Raw genomic sequence first — 15,352 nt, 5'->3', positions numbered from 1 at the left:
CGAGACGAGAAACGTGGCGGCGGCGCCCCGTCGGAGGCCCGTCGTCAGGCGGTTCGGGGCAGGTCCTGCGGGCGCACCGCGTGGGCGAAGGGAGCGCCCCGTGCGTAGCGCGTGATCTCGGCCGCGGCACAGTCGGCCATACGGCCGAGTTCGCTGCCGAGGGAGCCCGCGATGTGCGGGGTCAGGAGCACGTTCGGCAGGCGGTACAGCGGGGAGTCGGCCGGCGGCACGTCGGGTTCCGTGACGTCGAGGACGGCGTGGATGCGCCCGGACGTCAGCTGGGTGATGAGGGCCTCCGTGTCGACGAGGGAGCCCCGGGCGGTGTTGATGAGGGTGGCCCCGTCGGGCAGCAGGGCCAGCCTCCCGGCGTCGAACATGTGGTGCGTCTCGGGCAGTTGAGGGGCGTGGATGGACACGACGTGGCTGCGGCGGGCGAGCTCGTCGAGGCCGACCGACCGGGCTCCGAGCCGGGCGGCGCCCGCGTCGTCCAGGTACGGGTCGTGGACCAGGACGGTGAAATCCAGCGGGCGGAGCAGTTCGATCACCCGGCGCCCGGTGCGCGAGGCGCCGACGATGCCCACGACGCGGCGGTAGTTGCCGTGGCCGGCGAAGTACGGCAGCAGCGGATAGCGGGCGCGCCGCTCGCGGTAGACGCGGGCGCTGTCCAGGACGCGCTTGCCGGCCAGGAGGATCGCCGCCAGCGTGTACTCGGCGACCGGCAGCGCGTTGGCCGCGGCCGCGGTGGAGACGGTGATCCCCCGTTCCCACACCGCGTCGGTCACATGGTGCTTCACGGACCCGGCGGCGTGGACCACGGCCCGCAGCCGCGGCATCGCCGTCAGGACCGTGTGTGTCAGCGGCGGGCAGCCCCAGTGCGTGAGGAGCACTTCGGCGCGGGCGAGGGCCATGGCGGCACCGGGGTCCGCGAAATCGGTGACCAGCAGGTCCGGATCGAGGTCCGCGGCTTCCCGGAGCCGCTCGACGGCGCCCTCGGCGCGCAGTGCGTCCCAGGTCTCCCGCGACATGGCGGGAACGGTACGGGGGCGCGGGGGGACGGCAGGAGCAGGGGTCGTGGAAGCGGTCCGGGTCGCGCCCGGTGCCAGGTCGTCGGGTGCGGTCATCGTCACTTCACCGCGCCCGCGGTGAGTCCGGAGCGCCAGAAACGCTGGAGGCAGACGAAGGCGACGAGCAGCGGAAGTACGGAGATCAGCGCCCCCACGATCGTGAGCATGTAGAACTCCGGGTTCTGTTGGGAGGACTTGCTCCAGATGGCCAGTCCGAGGGTGACCGGGTAGAGCTTCTCGTCGCTCAGCATGTACAGCGGCAGGACGAAGTTGTTCCAGCTAGAGGTGAAGGTGAACAGGAACAGGGTGACGAAACCCGGAGCGATCATCGGCAGGCCCACCGAGCGGAAGACGCGCCATTCGCCGGCGCCGTCCATGCGGGCGGCCTCGATGACCTCGTCGGGGATGTAGCTCTCGGAGAACACCCGGGCCAGATAGACGCCGAAGGGGTTGACCAGCAGGGGGACGAGCACGGCCCAGTAGGTGTTGTCCAGGCCCGCCTTGCTCGCCAGGAGGTACTGCGGGAGTACGAGGACCGCGCCGGGCACGAGGACGCCGAGCAGCACGAGGCCGAACAGCTTCTCCTTGTGGGGGAAGTCGTACTTGTCGAAGGCGTATCCGACGGCTGTGCTGACGAAGGTGGATGCCAGGCAACCCAGGCCGAAGTACAGGACGCTGTTGATCAGCCAGCGCACGTAGATGCCGTCTCCGTAGGCGAAGAGGTCACCGAGGTTGGCGAAGAGCTTGAAGTCGGCGAAGGTGAAACCACCGGTTCCGACGAGGTCGCCGTGGTCCTTCGTGCTGGCCACCAGCAGCCAGGTCAGAGGCATCAGGGTGTAGCACGAGAAGAGGACGAGGAGCCCGTTGACGACGGCCTTCGAGGTCCAGGAGCCGCGGGGGCGACGCCCGGTGGAGGCGGGGGTGACGGGTGGCCCGGTCCGCGACCGCGACCGGGGATCGCCCGTCGGGGCGGGCGTACGCCGGACGGGGCGCCCGGTGTCGGTGTGCGTGCTCATGCTGCCTTCCAGCGGTTGCCGAGCTTGGTGACTGCGTAGGACAGGACTCCGGCCAGCAGCGCGATCAGGATGGCCGCGGCGGAGGCGAGGCCGGGCCGGTGGTCGACGAAGGCGGCCTTGTGCACGAACATCACGGGTGACCAGTCGCGGTTGACGGCCTCGGACTGCGTGGTGAGCATGTACGGCTCGTTGAACAACTGGATCGCGCCGACGCAGGTGAACAGGAGGCTGAGGACCAGGGCGGACCGGATGTGGGGCACCTTGATCTGGAGCGCGGTGCGGATCGCGCCCGCGCCGTCCATCGTGGCCGCCTCGAGCGTTTCCCGGGGGATCGCCTGGAGCGCCGCGTAGAGGATCACCATGTTGTAGCCGACGTAGTGCCAGGTCACGATGTTCACCACCGCGGGCAGCGCCATCGTGGCGGAGAAGAAGTCGACGCTGACGCCCAGCGCACCGAACCAGTCCATGACCGGACTGAGGCTGGGGGAGTAGAGGTAGACCCAGATGATCGCCGCGATCACGGTGGGCACGGTGTAGGGCAGGAACAGGGCCAGTTGGAACAACCGCTTGGCCCGCGCGGCGGCCGAGTCGAGCAGCAGGGCGAGCAACAGGGCCGCGCAGGTCATGAGGGGGATGTACAGGGCCACGTAGCCGGCGACGTGGCGGAAGGCGGCGCGCAGGGTCGGGTCGGCCAGGGCGTCGGCGTAGTTGCCGAGTCCGACGAAGACACTCTCGGTACCGCCGAAGCCGAGTCCGGAGGACTCCTCCTTGAACAGGCTCGACCAGACCGCGTAGCCGAGCGGGGCGACCATGACGAGGGCGAAGAGAAGGTAGAACGGGACGATGTACGCCGCGGCGGCACGCCGTTGGGCGCGCCCCGCCGTGGGACGGACGGGAGCTGGAGCCGGGACTTTCATGAGATCTCCTGACCGGTCGCCGCACCAAGGGGCGCGGTGCCGGAGCAGTGGTACTGGGAGTGGAGGGCGTACCGAACGGTGGGCGGGATGCGGTGGGCAGGGCGCGGGGCGCGGGGTGCCTCGGGATCGTGGGCCCAGGTCCGCGACACCCCGGAGGTGTGTGGCCGGCCACGCGGGAAACACCTGGGAGGTGTGTGGCAGCCGAGCACGGGAAACACCCAGGCCCGTAGGCGGGCGCCCGCGGAAATCACCCGGGAAGTCCGCAGGCGGGCGCCCGCGGAAAACACACGGGAAGTCCGTGCCGGGCCCACGCGGAAAACACCCCGGAAGAAGGTGGTCAGGCGCACGCGTCGCGCCGTACGGTGCCGCCGACGGACTGCCGGTGCGCTGGCGAACCGCTCAGCCGGAGGTCTTCAGACCCCGGTCGTCGAGTGCGTCGAGCGCGGCACGCTGCGCCGCCGCGAAGCCGCCGGTCCAGCCGCCCTCGGCCACGGCGCTCTCGAACGCCTCGTTCACCGAGCCCTGAACCGGACCCCAGGTCCAGCCCGTGACGATGGTGTCCACCTGGGCAGCCGCGATCTCGTAGAGGTCGTTCGCGAAGTAGGCGCCGGAAGCGGCGGCGAACTCCCGTGCCGCGACCTTCTGCAAGTCGGGGTCGGCGGGCAGGACACTGCTGGGCGCCTCGGCGTTGGCGAGGCGGGCCTTCATGGCGGCCGGGTCGGTGGTGAGCCACTCGATGAACTCGGCCGCGGCGTCGGTGTGTTCGCTCCCCTTGGGGACGGCGAAGGAGGTGCCGCCCCAGGTGCCGGTGGCCGCTTGGCCGTCCCAGGTGGGCAGCGGCGCGACGGCCCACTTGCCCTTCTGCTCCGGCGTCTGGGAGATGAGTCCGGCCCCGCTCCAGGGGGCGCCGACGAAGGAGGCGACCTGGCCCTTCTTGCGGGCGGTGCTCTCCTCCTCGCTCCAGGCGGGGTGGTTCAGCACCAGGTCGTCGCGGACCAGGCCGTCCCAGAAGCCGGCCACCTTGCGGGCGGGCTCGTCGTCGATGCGCACTGTCCAGGCATCGCCCTTCACGCCGAAGCCCGCGGACCCGGCCTGCCAGGCCAGTCCGTTGACGAACGGTATGTCGCCCCCCTTGGGAGCGTTGAGGATGCGGACGTTCTTGTCCGCGACCTTGATCTTCTCGGCGGCCTTCTCGAACTCCGCCCAGGTTGTCGGTACCTTCACACCGGCCTTCTCGAACAGGTCGGTGCGGTAGTAGAGCAGTTGTGGGGTGACGTCGAAGGGGACGCCCCAGGTGCGGCCGCCGGGGGTGACCAGGGACCGCAGGCTCTCCGGGAAACTCTCGACCAGCTCGCCGGACTGCTCCGTGAGGTCCTCCAGGTTCCCCTGGCTGGCGAACTCGGGGAGCATCGCGTACTCCATGCCCACGACGTCGGGCGCGTTGCCGGCCTCGATCGCACTGTCGATCTTGGAGTAGCCGTCGGTGCCTCCGGTGATCTCGGTGTACTCGACCTGGATGTCCTTGTGGGTGGCGTTGAACTCGTCGACCACGTCCTGACTGCCGACCATCCAGGACCACATGGTCAGGCTGACCGGCTTGCCGTCCGACGTGCCGGACGTGTCGCCGTCCCCGCCGCCACCGCAGGCGGTGGCGAGGAGGGCGAGACAGCCGAGGGATGCCGTCAGGACGAGGCGGGGTGTGCGGTGGGCGGGCTTCATGGCACTGGCTCCTCGATGAGCGAAGCAAGACGAACGGAGCAAGGCGCCTCGGTGCACGAGACGATTGCGGTCATCTTTCGGCCAGAACGATCGCCAGTCAAGAGCAAATGAACAACTCGATCAAATCAATCATCTTGTGGACGCCCGGCCCGCTCAGCGACGCGGAGCCGCGCAGGACGCCCGTACGTTCAGGCGGGGGACCAGCGAGACATGCCGGGCCGGGGCGACCGCGTCGGCGCCTCCGCCCAGCCTGGCCAGCATCAACTCCACGGCAGCGGCGCCCACCGCCCGCCGCGGCGGTGCCACCGCGGTGAGCGGCACATCGGCCAGCGCCGCCATCTCGTCCTCGTACGCCACGAGCGACACGTCCTCCGGGACGGCGAGCCCGTGTTGGCGCAGCCGCTGGACCACGCCGATCGCTGTCTGGTCGTTGTGCACGATCGAGGCGGTGACCTGCCCGTCCGTCACCGACCTGAACAGTTCTCGCGCGGCGTCGTCCAGGCTCCGCGGACCCTCCGGAGACACGGTCACGGGCGGCAGCACGGACAGTCCGCGGGCCTCGATCGCGGCCTCGTACCCTTCGCGGACCTGCGGCGACGTCGGGTTGTCCTGGGCGAGCAGCGCGATCCGGCGGTGTCCGAGCTCCGCGAGGTGGTGCACGGCCGCGGCGGCGCCGAGCACGTGGTCGGAGCGGGCGCTGTCCAGGCCGGCCAGCCGGCCGCCGACGGGAACGCGCCGGTCCACCAGGACGGCCGGGACCCCGAGCGCCAGCAACTGCTCCTCCTGCTCGGGGCTCGGCACCCCGCGTTCCCAACTGGGCTGGATCAGCAGGCCGTCGACTCCTCCGTCGAGCATCCTGCCGATCTGGGCGGTGTCCTCCTCGGAACGCCAGTGCGCGATCCCGAGCACCAGCCGGCCCCCGCGGGCTGCGACGGCGTCCTGGGCGCCCCTGACCAGCTCGGCGAAGTAGTGCTCCATGCTGGGCACCACCATGCCGAGGACCGCTCCGGCGGGTGCGGCGGCCGACCTCGCCGGGCTTTCGACGGGAGCTGAGGCAGCCGTCCCCTTACCGGCCGGTCCCGGCCACGAGACCGAGCCGTGCAGCCTGGTCAGTTGCCCCTGCTCGGCCAGTGCCTCGACATCGCGCCGCACCGTGACGGCGGAGACGCCAAGTTCCTCCGCCAGCTCCATGACCCGCAGACCGCCGCGCCTGCGCACGATCTCCAGCACCCGTTCGTGGCGCTGATTGACATGCGACCGCATCCGTCTTCCTCCTGGTGGTCCCCCTGTGGTGCGCGTCCCACCGTACTCCAGTGACCGATTCTTTCGGACCTTACGTATTGATCGGATCGTTCATGTCGTGCTAGAAACCCACCCACCGTTCACGCTCGGCGCCGAGGGCCGCCCTCTTCCCTCCCGGCGCCTCGCTCTCTCCCCTGCCCTCCGTCCTTGGAGACACCATGCCGAAATCCTGGTCCCGCCGCGGCTTCGTCAAGGCGACAGGCGGTGCCGCGGCCGCGCTCGGCCTTGCCGGTACCGCCTCGGCAACCGTCCTGGCCGGCACCGCCCAGGCCGCGCCCGCCGAGTTCGAGCAACTGCGGGCCACCTGGCGCGGTCTGATCCTCGGCTCCGGTTTCAGCCCCACCGCCGAGCCGTTCGCCTCGAAACTCGCCCAGCTCGGCACGAGCGCCGCAGCGTGGCGGACCGGCATGCGCCCCGTACCGGGCTCGCTGTGGCCGGAGATGGTCTGGCTCGACCCGGAGCCCGACACCGACACGGCCTCATACACCTACTCCGCGCAGATCCAGCTGACCCTTCAGCGGCTGCGGTCCATGGCCGAGGCATACGCCCAGCCCGGCACAGGTCTCACCGGCGACGACGCCTTCGCCCAGGACGTCGTCTCCGGTATCCGGCACGTGGTCACCGACGTCTACCACGCCGGCCAGGCTCGCTACGGCAACTGGTACAACTGGCAGATCGGCGGCCCGCAGGCGTTGCTGGACGCGGCGATCATCCTCCACGACCACCTCGACGCCGAACTGACCGCCGCGATCACCGCCGCCGTCGGCGCCTTCGTACCGGACAGCGCGGTGGCCTCGTACACGGGCACTTCCACCGGCGCCAACCGCGTCGACCTGTGCCGCACCATCGCCCTGAGCGGCCTGGTCGGAGAGGACGCGCACCGGCTCACCGTGGCCGCGGAGGCGCTGTCCCCCGTCTTCCCGTACGTCACCTCCGGCGACGGTCTCTACCGGGACGGCTCCTTCGTGCAGCACACCTGGGTGCCCTACGCCGGCTCCTACGGCGCGGACCTGTTCACCGGCCTCAGCCTGCTGTTCGCGCTGCTCGCGGGCTCGCCGTGGGAGATCACCGACCCCGCCAGGGAGAACTACTTCGGCGCCGTGGAGCAGGCCTGGGCGCCCTTCCTCTACAACGGACTGTGCATGGACGCCGTCTCGGGGAGGGCGATCTCCCGAGGTCTGCCACCGGGCGACTCCAGCGGCGCCAACGACGATCATCTGCGCGGCCACTCGGTCATCGCCTCGATCGTCGCCCTCGGCCGGGCCGCGAGCAGTCAGCAGAACGCCCGCTGGCGCGCCCTGGCCAAGGGCTGGATCCGACGGGACCACTTCAGCCCGCCGCACACCGACCCGATGCTCGGCGTCTACAAGCTCGCCCAGCTCCAGAACGTCGTGGACGATATCTCGGTCAAGCCTCTGCCCGAGCCGGTCGAGCACCGCCTCTTCCCCTCTCAGGACCGGGCGGTGCACCGCCGTAGGGACTGGGCGGCCTGCCTGTCCATGGCGTCCGACCGCATCGCCCACTACGAGTGGGGCAACGGGGAGAACCTGCGCGGCTACCACACCGGCGCCGGCTGGCTGTCCTGGTGGGGAGACGACTACGCCAACGAGCAGTACTCCGAGACCTTCTGGGCCACGGTCGACCCCAACCGGCTGCCCGGCATCACCGCCTCGCGGAAGCGGCTCGCCGACGCCGAGGGCGGCCAGTGGGGCGCCGAACGCCCCGCGGTGAAGTGGGTCGGCGGCACCACCGACGGCACGTACGCCGCGGTCGGCCAGCACCTCAAGGGGCTGTCCTCGACTCTGGAGGCCCGCAAGTCCTGGTTCTTCCTCGACGAGGGCGTCGTCTGTCTGGGGGCGGGCATCACCGCCTCCGACGCCGAGCCGGTCGACACGGTCGTCGACAACCGCCGCCTGGGCGCCGCCGGAACCAACGCCCTGACCGTGGACGGCCGCCGCAAGTCCGGCACGCTCGGCTGGACGGAGACCCTGACGGACCCCCGGTGGGCACACATCGCCGGACACGGCGGCTACGTCTTCCCCGAGGGCGGCCGGGTCACCGCACTGCGCGAGGAGCGCACCGGCCGGTGGAGCGACATCAGGACCGGATCCTCGACGCAGTCCTTCAGCGACCGCTACCTCACCCTGTACGTCGATCACGGCACCGATCCGGTGGAGAGCGGCTACGCCTACGTCCTGCTGCCCGGCGCCGGCGTCGCGCGCACCGCGGCCCGCGCCGCGAGCGCCCGCAGCCTGCTCAGGACCCTCGTCAACACCTCGCGGGCGCAGGGCGTCAAGGTCCCCGCCCTCGGTCTCACCGCCGTCAACTTCTGGGCCGCGGGCACGGCCGGCGGTGTCACCGTGAGCGCGCCCTGCTCGGTGCTGATCCGGCACGGAGGCGACGGCAACACCGTGGTGTGCGTGTCCGACCCGACCCGCACGCTCACCGAACTCACCGTCACCTGGGAGCACCGGGTCGCCGCGGTCATCGCCAGGCCCGGCACGGTCGAGGAGGCGGTACCGGGCCGGAACCTGACGCTGACGTTCGGTGACCTCACCGCCGAGGCGGGCGCCACCCAGAAAGTCACGGTGAGGACCGCGTGAGGGCCCGGACGCGGCGCCGCGCCGCCCTTGTCGCGGCCCTGGCCTGGCTCACGTCGCCCGCCACACCGGCCCACGCCGCGACGATCTGGGACGGCGACGCGGGCCGGGGCACCGGCGTCTTCGGCAGCGTGGAGTGCGACTCGCCCGGCAGCCTGGTCACCGCCGCCAACCCGGACGGCCACGGCACGATCTTCCGCTACACCAAGCCGAGCGGCCTCATCCGCTGCGAGAACCGGGGTGTCCAGGTCGGCGGAACGCGCTACGCGTTCGCTCCCGACACCACCTACTGGCTGGGCTGGGAGTCACAACTGTCCGCCGTCAGCGGGGATTTCGTGGTGTGGCAGTGGAAGTCCTATCCCAACGCCCAGCAGAACTACCCCCTCATCATGACCGTCAAGGACGGCTCCGTCCGCCTCTTCCAAGTCGGAACGGACGCCACATGGAGCCTGATCTGGTCGGCACCGGTCGCGGCCGGCGAGTGGAACCGGTTCGCCCTCGGCATCCACACCTCCGCATCCGCACAGTCCGGTTGGGTCGAGCTCTATGCCAACGGTGCTCGGCAGACCTTCACCGACGGCGCCACCCGTCACCCGGCACGGACCTGGGACAGCGCCAACGAACCCAAGTGGGGCGTCTACGACCGGGACACCCCGCAGAACGCGGTCGTCAACCGGATCGACCGGCTGCGGCTGGGCACCTCCTACGCGGACGTCGGCTGAACCACCTCGAACGACCAGAGAAGAGATGACCGTCGATGACCGAACCGCGCGCGGGGACCGCGTTCACCGTGACCGACACCGGCTTCGAGCTGGACGGCCGGCCGGTGCGGCTGCTGTCGGGCGCCCTGCACTACTTCCGCGTCCATGAGGAGCAGTGGGCGCACCGGCTGGGCATGCTGCGGGCGATGGGCCTCAACTGCGTCGAGACGTACGTGCCGTGGAACCTCCACGAACCGTTCCCCGGCCGGTACCGGGACCCCGAGGCGCTGGGCAGGTTCCTGGACGCGGTGCGGGCGGCGGGCCTGTGGGCCGTCGTCCGGCCCGGGCCGTACATCTGCGCCGAATGGGAGAACGGAGGCCTGCCGCACTGGCTGACCGGCGCGGTGGGCGGGCGGCTGCGTACCCGGGACGCCGCGTACCTGGAGCCGGTGCGGCGCTGGTTCGCCCGGCTGCTCCCCCAGGTCGTACGCCGCCAGGTGGACCGCGGCGGGCCGGTCCTGATGGTGCAGGTCGAGAACGAGTACGGCAGTTACGGTTCCGACCAGGAATATCTGCGCGAACTGGCCGTGCTGCTGCGGGACAGCGGAGTGACGGTGCCGCTGTTCACCTCGGACGGGCCGGAGGACCACATGCTCACCGGCGGTTCGCTGCCCGGTGTCCTGGCGACCGTGAACTTCGGCTCGGACGCCGACGCGGCCTTTCGTACCCTGCGCAGGCACCGGCCCACGGGACCGCTGATGTGCATGGAGTTCTGGTGCGGCTGGTTCGCCCACTGGGGCGACGAAACCACGCGGCGCGACGCCGGTGACGCGGCGGCACAACTGCGTGCCGTCCTGGAGAGCGGCGCGTCGGTGAACGTCTACATGGCTCACGGCGGCACCAGCTTCGGAGGCTGGGCGGGCGCCAACCGGACCGGCGACCTCCACGACGGTGCCTTCCAGTCGACCGTCACCTCCTACGACTACGACGCCCCGATCGACGAAAGGGGGAGGCCCACGGAGAAGTTCTGGCGCTTCCGCGGGGTCCTGGCCGACTACGCCACGACCCCGCCACCCGCGCTGCCGGCCGCTCCGCCGGTACTCACCTCGCCTGCTTCGACCGTGCTCGACTCCTGGCTGCCGCTGGACGAGGTGACGGACGCGCTCGGCGGACCGGAGCGAACCTTCGGTCACGCGCCCACATTCGAGGAACTGGACGTCGACCGGGGGCTGGTGCGCTACCGGGTGAGCGTCCCCGGACCGCGCCCGCCGCTGCCGCTGACCCTCCCCGGCGCGCGGGACGCGGTGCGGATGCTCGTCGACGCCGTGGTCACCGACGTGGGAGCGGCTGTTCCGGGGCCCGCCGGTGTGGAGGTGTGGGTGGAGTCGCTCGGCCGCGTCAACTACGGCCCCCGGCTGGGCGAGCCGAAGGGGTTGACGGGCGGGATTCTGCACGAACGGCAGTATCTGCACGGGGTGACGGTCCGCGGCCTGCGGCTGGACGCCTTCGACGACACCGAGGCCGTCACCGCGCTGCCGTTCCGCCCACCGGGGGAGCGGGGTGAACCCGGCCTGTACCGGGGCACCCTCGATGTGCCGGTTCCTGGCGACGCGTCGCTGGAGCTTCCCGGCTGGGGCCGGGGATACGCCTGGGTCAACGGCTTCTGTCTGGGCCGTTACTGGTCGGTCGGCCCGCAGACTTCCCTGTACGTCCCCGGTCCCGTTCTCCGGCCCGGCACCAACGACCTGTGGGTGCTGGAGACGGAACGGACGGGGAGCGCCGACGCGCACCTGACGTGAGAGCGCGTGGCAGGTTCGCGGCTTCGGGGGTGCGCATGCGGGGTGTGTGGGGTGAGGTCGAGGGTGCCGCCGCCGTGGCGGGGCGTTGGTGACGAGTTCCGTTAAGACCAGGAGCACGGTGTCGGCGGCTCACTCCCTGGCCCGTCACCGTTCGAGGCCGGTTACCTCACTGTCGAACACGCGGAAATCTGTGTTGGCCGGAGTAGACATTGGGCGGTGGTGTGGTTATGGTTTCTCTCGTAGCCAGAGATCGAGCAGGGCCCGGCAGAAACGAACTGGCGGGCAGCAGTACGCAGTTGCAGTGTGCAGTGCGGTGCGGTGGTGGAGTTGCGGAGCCAGGGTTGTTGTTGGACGGCGACGGGACTGACGACCGGACCGGGTGGCCCGCGGTGATCAGGGGCCGCCGTGAGCAGGACCGCGGTTCACGCGGTGGCATTACCGGTAGGTGAAGTTGCAGTTCGTAGGACCAGCAGGACAGAGCAGTACGCAGAACCGGCAGTACGCAGTACGAGCAGTACGTAGTTCCATCGGTAAGTGTTGTTCATGAGGGAAGAACGGAGGGCTACGCGCCATCAGGATCGCCCGGGCGGAATCGCTGAGCCCGGGTACCGCAGGACATCGATAGTGAGGTGGTCTCCGGTCGAGCAACCGCGATCCCCGCGCCCCCGACGGCATGCTGGTCGGGTCCGCGGAAACAAGTAGGCCGGCGCAGCATCAGGGCCGGCAGATGGTGTAGCAGTTCCTTCGGGGCCCTGGCGCGACGAGCGCCAGGGCCCCTCCACGCGTTCCACAGAGAGGTGCGATGACAGCAGACGACTCGTTCGGCCGGCTCGACGACGACGACTACCCCGCCTACACCATGGGCCGCGCCGCCGAAATACTCGGCACCACCCAGGGCTTCCTCCGCGCCATCGGCGAAGCCCGCCTCATCACCCCGCTGCGCTCCGCGGGCGGCCACCGCCGCTACTCCCGCTACCAGCTGCGCATCGCCGCCCGCGCCAGGGAACTCGTCGACCAGGGCACCCCCGTCGACGCCGCCTGCCGCATCGTCATCCTCGAAGACCAACTCCAAGAAGCCCAACGCATCAACACCCAACACCACCACACCGCCGAAAGCACGAACCCGACAGCCGCTGCCTGAGGCTCGGGATGGACAGGCCGAAGTGGCGGCGGGTCCCCGCAACGGGCCCGCCACGCCCGCCGGTCGGCATGGGCCGATCGGCCCATGCCAGGGACCTGCGGCCCCTGCACCGTGAACTCGATCGACACCACTCTGGAATCGGATCGCGCGATCCCGATCCCGATCCAGGAGGTGGAGACCATGCCCCGCACCGTCACGGTGGGCCTCGACGGCTCGCCCGAGAGCCGCGCCGCCGCCGAATGGGCGGCCAGGGAGGCCAAGCTGCGCGGCCTGCCGCTGAAGCTCGTCAACGTCTGGGAGCCGGTTCCCGCACCGATGGCGCGGACCCGGCTCGTCGGTGCCGAGCACCAGCAGCACCGGAGCGAGCGAAACGAGACGGGTGATCCCGCGGCCGAAGGCTGGGGGAGGATCCGCCGTGAGTCCACAGAGGGACTGAGGCTGCGGCACCCCGGCGTCGAGATCACCGCCGAGCAGATCTCCGGCCGGCCCGGCGAGGTCCTGGCGCAGCCGGCCGAGGACGCCGCGCTGCTCGTCCTGGGGTCGCGTGGCCTGAGCGGGGTCGGCGGGTTTTTGCTTGGCTCGGTCGGCCTCGCCGTCGTGGCGCACGCGGACCGGCCCGTGGTCCTGGTACGGGCCGGGGAGCAGGCCGCCGACGAGCACCTGATGGATCCGACGGGCATCCCGTCCGCCGCTGCTCCCTACCGGCCCGTGGTCCTGGGCCTGAACACAGAGGACCCGGACCCCTCGCTCGTCGAGTTCGCCTTCGACGCCGCCGACCGCCGTGCCACCTCCCTGCGGGTTCTCCACGGCTGGAACCCGCCGCCCTACTACGCGTACGGCCTCTCCTCCGACCTCGAACTCCACACCGAGCTGTCCCTGCAGGAAGCCGCCGCCCTCACCGAGGTCCTGCGCCCCTGGCGGCAGAAGTTCCCCGCCGTCGAGGTCGTCGAGGAGTCCCGGTACGGAACGGCCGCCATTCACCTGGTCGACGCCTCCCGCGAGGCCTCCCTGGTCGTCGTCGGCCGCCGAATCCGCCGCAGCCCGCTCGGCGCCCGCATCGGCCCGATCACGCACGCCGTACTGCACCACGCCACCGCCCCTGTCGCCGTCGTCCCGCACGGCTGACCTGCCCCGAGGAGGAGATTCCATGAAGGCAGCAGTCGTACGTGCATTCGGTGAGCCCCTGGTCATCGAGGAGCGCCCCGATCCCGAGCCCGGCCCCGGACAGGTCCGTATCCGGGTCGAGGCCTCCGGGCTGTGCCACACCGACATCCACGCCGCCCGCGGAGAGTGGCCGGTCAGGCCGAGCCCGCCGTTCGTCCCCGGCCACGAGGGCGTCGGCCTCGTGGAGGCCCTCGGTGACGGCGTCACGCACCTCGCGCCGGGGCAGCGCGTCGCCGTGCCCTGGCTGGGCAGGACGTGTGGGCGGTGCGAGTTCTGCCTGTCCGGCTGGGAGACGCTGTGCGAGCAGCAGATCAACACCGGATACGGATGCGACGGCGGGTACGCCGAGAAGATGCTCGCCTGGGCAGACTTCGCCCAGCCGGTGCCCGAGGGCATCAGCGCCCTGGAGGCCGCCCCGCTGAGCTGCGCCGGTGTCACCACGTACAAGGCCCTCAAGGTCGCCGACGTCAGGCCGACCCAGCTCGTGGCCATCTCCGGGGTCGGAGGACTGGGCCACCTGGCGGTGCAGTACGCGAAGATCGCCGGGGCGACCGTCGCCGCGATCGACGTCACCGACGAGAAGCTCGAACTCGCCGCGGAGCTCGGCGCCGACCTCGTCATCGACGCCCGCAAGCACGACCCCGGCGAGGTGCTCAAGCGGTACGGCGGTGCGCATGCCGCCATCGCGCTCGCGGTGAACGAGGCGGCGTTCTCGGCGGCGTACGCCGGGCTGCGGCGCGGCGGGAAGCTCGTGCTGGTGGCCCTGCCGGCGCACGGCACGATCCAGGTCCCGATCTTCGACACCGTGCTGAACGGCACCTCGGTGATCGGCTCCATCGTGGGTACCCGGCAGGACCTGGCCGAGGTCTTCCAGCTCCAGGCGGCCGGACGCACCAGAGTCATCTACGAAGCACGGCCGCTCGCGAGCGTCAACGAGTCCATCGACGACGTGCTGCGCGGCGAGATCAAGGCGCGGATCGTCTTCGACATGGCCGCGGGAAGGTGACGGCGATGCAACTCCCCCTGGTCGTGGGCGTCGACGGTTCCGAGCCGAGTCTGCGCGCCGTGGACTGGGCGGCGGCTGAGGCCGCTCTGCGCGGGCTGCCGCTGCGGCTGGTGTACGCCTCGCTGTGGGAGCAGTACGAGAGCGCCACGGGTCTTGGCAGGTCCTCGGAACAGGTGTCGGCCGACACCGTCGTCGAGGCCGCCGCGAAGCGTGCGCACCGCCGCGAGGTGGACGTGAAGATCTCCACCGAGGTACTGCCCGAAGAGCCGGTGCCGGTGCTGCTGCGCGAGGGCCGCACCGCTTTCGCCCTGGTCCTGGGATCGCGCGGCCGCGGCGGCATCGCCGAGCTGCTGCTCGGTTCGGTCAGCCTCGCGGTCGCCGCCCGCGCCGACTGCCCGGTGATCGTGCTGCGCGGCAGCCACGACGGTCAGGCGGACCCCGCCATGCGCGGGCGCGTCGTGCTGGGCGTCGGTGAGGAGCCGGAGAACTCGGCGGCCGTGCGCTTCGCCTTCCAGGAGGCGGCGGAACGCCGGGTGCCGCTGGAAGCCGTACGCGCCTGGCGATGCCCCGGGTACGAGACCACCGACCACCCTCTGATGGCCGGCGAACCCGCCCGGCTGCACGAGGAGAGGGCCGTGCGGACCTTGGACGCGGCGCTGCGGGAAGCCCCGGAGGGTGTGGAACTGCACCGCCGTACCGTCGAAGGCGCCGCCCACAAGGTGCTGCTCGACGCCTCGGCCGACGCCGGCCTGCTCGTCGTCGGCGCCCAGCGGCGCCACGGCCACTTCGGGCTCCAGCTCGGCCGGGTCGCCCACGCGGTCCTGCACCACTCCGCCTGCCCGGTGGCCGTCGTACCCCAACAGGCGTGACCGGCTCAGAGCGCCACCGGGTGCGCGCCGCGCGGGTTCACATGCCCCGGGACG

12 protein-coding genes are annotated in these 15,352 nt (G+C 71.1%); 7 read left to right on the top strand and 5 right to left on the bottom strand.

From position 1 onward, the window contains the following. Positions 1-44 precede the first annotated feature (44 nt). The 5 genes from ACIBLC_RS12455 to ACIBLC_RS12435 all read right to left on the bottom strand — a co-directional run bounded on the left by ACIBLC_RS12455 (position 45) and on the right by ACIBLC_RS12435 (position 5,979). Positions 45-1,025, bottom strand: coding sequence for a hydroxyacid dehydrogenase (locus ACIBLC_RS12455; RefSeq protein WP_399210814.1), 981 nt, complete (start codon positions 1,023-1,025; stop codon positions 45-47). Between the two features lie 98 nt (positions 1,026-1,123). After that, entirely contained in the window at positions 1,124-2,080 is a 957-nt protein-coding gene (locus tag ACIBLC_RS12450) for a carbohydrate ABC transporter permease (protein ID WP_399210812.1), read from the bottom strand. After that, positions 2,077-2,997 carry a carbohydrate ABC transporter permease gene (locus tag ACIBLC_RS12445; protein ID WP_399210810.1) on the bottom strand — a complete coding sequence of 307 codons (921 nt, stop codon included), beginning with the start codon at positions 2,995-2,997 and terminating at the stop codon, positions 2,077-2,079. Before ACIBLC_RS12445 ends, ACIBLC_RS12450 begins: the two co-directional genes overlap by 4 nt. A 399-nt stretch (positions 2,998-3,396) precedes the next feature. Next, on the bottom strand, positions 3,397-4,716 hold the full coding sequence (locus tag ACIBLC_RS12440) for an ABC transporter substrate-binding protein (RefSeq protein WP_399210809.1): 1,320 nt from the start codon (positions 4,714-4,716) through the stop codon (positions 3,397-3,399). Between the two features lie 153 nt (positions 4,717-4,869). Further along, positions 4,870-5,979 (bottom strand): substrate-binding domain-containing protein, encoded by a 1,110-nt coding sequence (locus ACIBLC_RS12435; RefSeq protein ID WP_399210808.1) that lies wholly within the window; start codon positions 5,977-5,979, stop codon positions 4,870-4,872. 197 nt (positions 5,980-6,176) lie between these two features. Between ACIBLC_RS12435 and ACIBLC_RS12430 the strand changes: the two genes are divergently transcribed. The 7 genes from ACIBLC_RS12430 (at position 6,177) to ACIBLC_RS12400 (ending at position 15,298) form a co-directional block, all read left to right on the top strand. Continuing rightward, positions 6,177-8,621: a polysaccharide lyase 8 family protein gene (locus ACIBLC_RS12430; RefSeq protein WP_399210807.1), complete on the top strand. Its 2,445-nt coding sequence runs from the start codon at positions 6,177-6,179 to the stop codon at positions 8,619-8,621. Further along, the gene (locus ACIBLC_RS12425) at positions 8,618-9,340 is read left to right on the top strand and encodes a heparin lyase I family protein (protein WP_399210806.1); all 723 of its coding nucleotides are present in this window, start codon (positions 8,618-8,620) and stop codon (positions 9,338-9,340) included. The genes ACIBLC_RS12430 and ACIBLC_RS12425 overlap by 4 nt, the downstream gene beginning before the upstream one ends. 35 nt (positions 9,341-9,375) lie before the next feature. Then, positions 9,376-11,118 carry a glycoside hydrolase family 35 protein gene (locus ACIBLC_RS12420; RefSeq protein ID WP_399210805.1) on the top strand — a complete coding sequence of 581 codons (1,743 nt, stop codon included), beginning with the start codon at positions 9,376-9,378 and terminating at the stop codon, positions 11,116-11,118. Between the two features lie 802 nt (positions 11,119-11,920). Beyond that, positions 11,921-12,259 carry a MerR family transcriptional regulator gene (locus ACIBLC_RS12415; RefSeq protein WP_399210804.1) on the top strand — a complete coding sequence of 113 codons (339 nt, stop codon included), beginning with the start codon at positions 11,921-11,923 and terminating at the stop codon, positions 12,257-12,259. Between the two features lie 180 nt (positions 12,260-12,439). Continuing rightward, entirely contained in the window at positions 12,440-13,384 is a 945-nt protein-coding gene (locus tag ACIBLC_RS12410) for a universal stress protein (protein ID WP_399210954.1), read from the top strand. Between the two features lie 22 nt (positions 13,385-13,406). Further along, positions 13,407-14,429, top strand: a complete 1,023-nt coding sequence (locus ACIBLC_RS12405; protein WP_399210803.1) for a zinc-dependent alcohol dehydrogenase — start codon at positions 13,407-13,409, stop codon at positions 14,427-14,429. A 5-nt stretch (positions 14,430-14,434) separates the two neighbouring features. Next, positions 14,435-15,298, top strand: a complete 864-nt coding sequence (locus tag ACIBLC_RS12400; protein ID WP_399210802.1) for a universal stress protein — start codon at positions 14,435-14,437, stop codon at positions 15,296-15,298. The last annotated feature ends 54 nt before the right edge of the window (positions 15,299-15,352 follow it).

The organism is Streptomyces sp. NPDC050535 (assembly GCF_044457665.1).
Classification (GTDB): domain Bacteria; phylum Actinomycetota; class Actinomycetes; order Streptomycetales; family Streptomycetaceae; genus Streptomyces.
The sequence above is the reverse complement of the archived record's forward strand: the minus strand, read 5'-3'. Positions and strand labels throughout refer to the sequence as shown.

Excerpts from the sequence above, each read along its gene's own strand:
- ACIBLC_RS12455 (WP_399210814.1), bottom strand. The coding sequence starts at position 1,025 with ATGTCGCGGGAGACCTGGGACGCACTGCGCGCCGAGGGCGCCGTCGAG.
- ACIBLC_RS12400 (WP_399210802.1), top strand. The coding sequence starts at position 14,435 with ATGCAACTCCCCCTGGTCGTGGGCGTCGACGGTTCCGAGCCGAGTCTG.
- ACIBLC_RS12415 (WP_399210804.1), top strand. The coding sequence starts at position 11,921 with ATGACAGCAGACGACTCGTTCGGCCGGCTCGACGACGACGACTACCCC.
- ACIBLC_RS12430 (WP_399210807.1), top strand. The coding sequence starts at position 6,177 with ATGCCGAAATCCTGGTCCCGCCGCGGCTTCGTCAAGGCGACAGGCGGT.
- ACIBLC_RS12445 (WP_399210810.1), bottom strand. The coding sequence starts at position 2,997 with ATGAAAGTCCCGGCTCCAGCTCCCGTCCGTCCCACGGCGGGGCGCGCC.
- ACIBLC_RS12450 (WP_399210812.1), bottom strand. The coding sequence starts at position 2,080 with ATGAGCACGCACACCGACACCGGGCGCCCCGTCCGGCGTACGCCCGCC.
- ACIBLC_RS12420 (WP_399210805.1), top strand. The coding sequence starts at position 9,376 with ATGACCGAACCGCGCGCGGGGACCGCGTTCACCGTGACCGACACCGGC.
- ACIBLC_RS12440 (WP_399210809.1), bottom strand. The coding sequence starts at position 4,716 with ATGAAGCCCGCCCACCGCACACCCCGCCTCGTCCTGACGGCATCCCTC.
- ACIBLC_RS12435 (WP_399210808.1), bottom strand. The coding sequence starts at position 5,979 with ATGCGGTCGCATGTCAATCAGCGCCACGAACGGGTGCTGGAGATCGTG.
- ACIBLC_RS12410 (WP_399210954.1), top strand. The coding sequence starts at position 12,440 with ATGCCCCGCACCGTCACGGTGGGCCTCGACGGCTCGCCCGAGAGCCGC.
- ACIBLC_RS12405 (WP_399210803.1), top strand. The coding sequence starts at position 13,407 with ATGAAGGCAGCAGTCGTACGTGCATTCGGTGAGCCCCTGGTCATCGAG.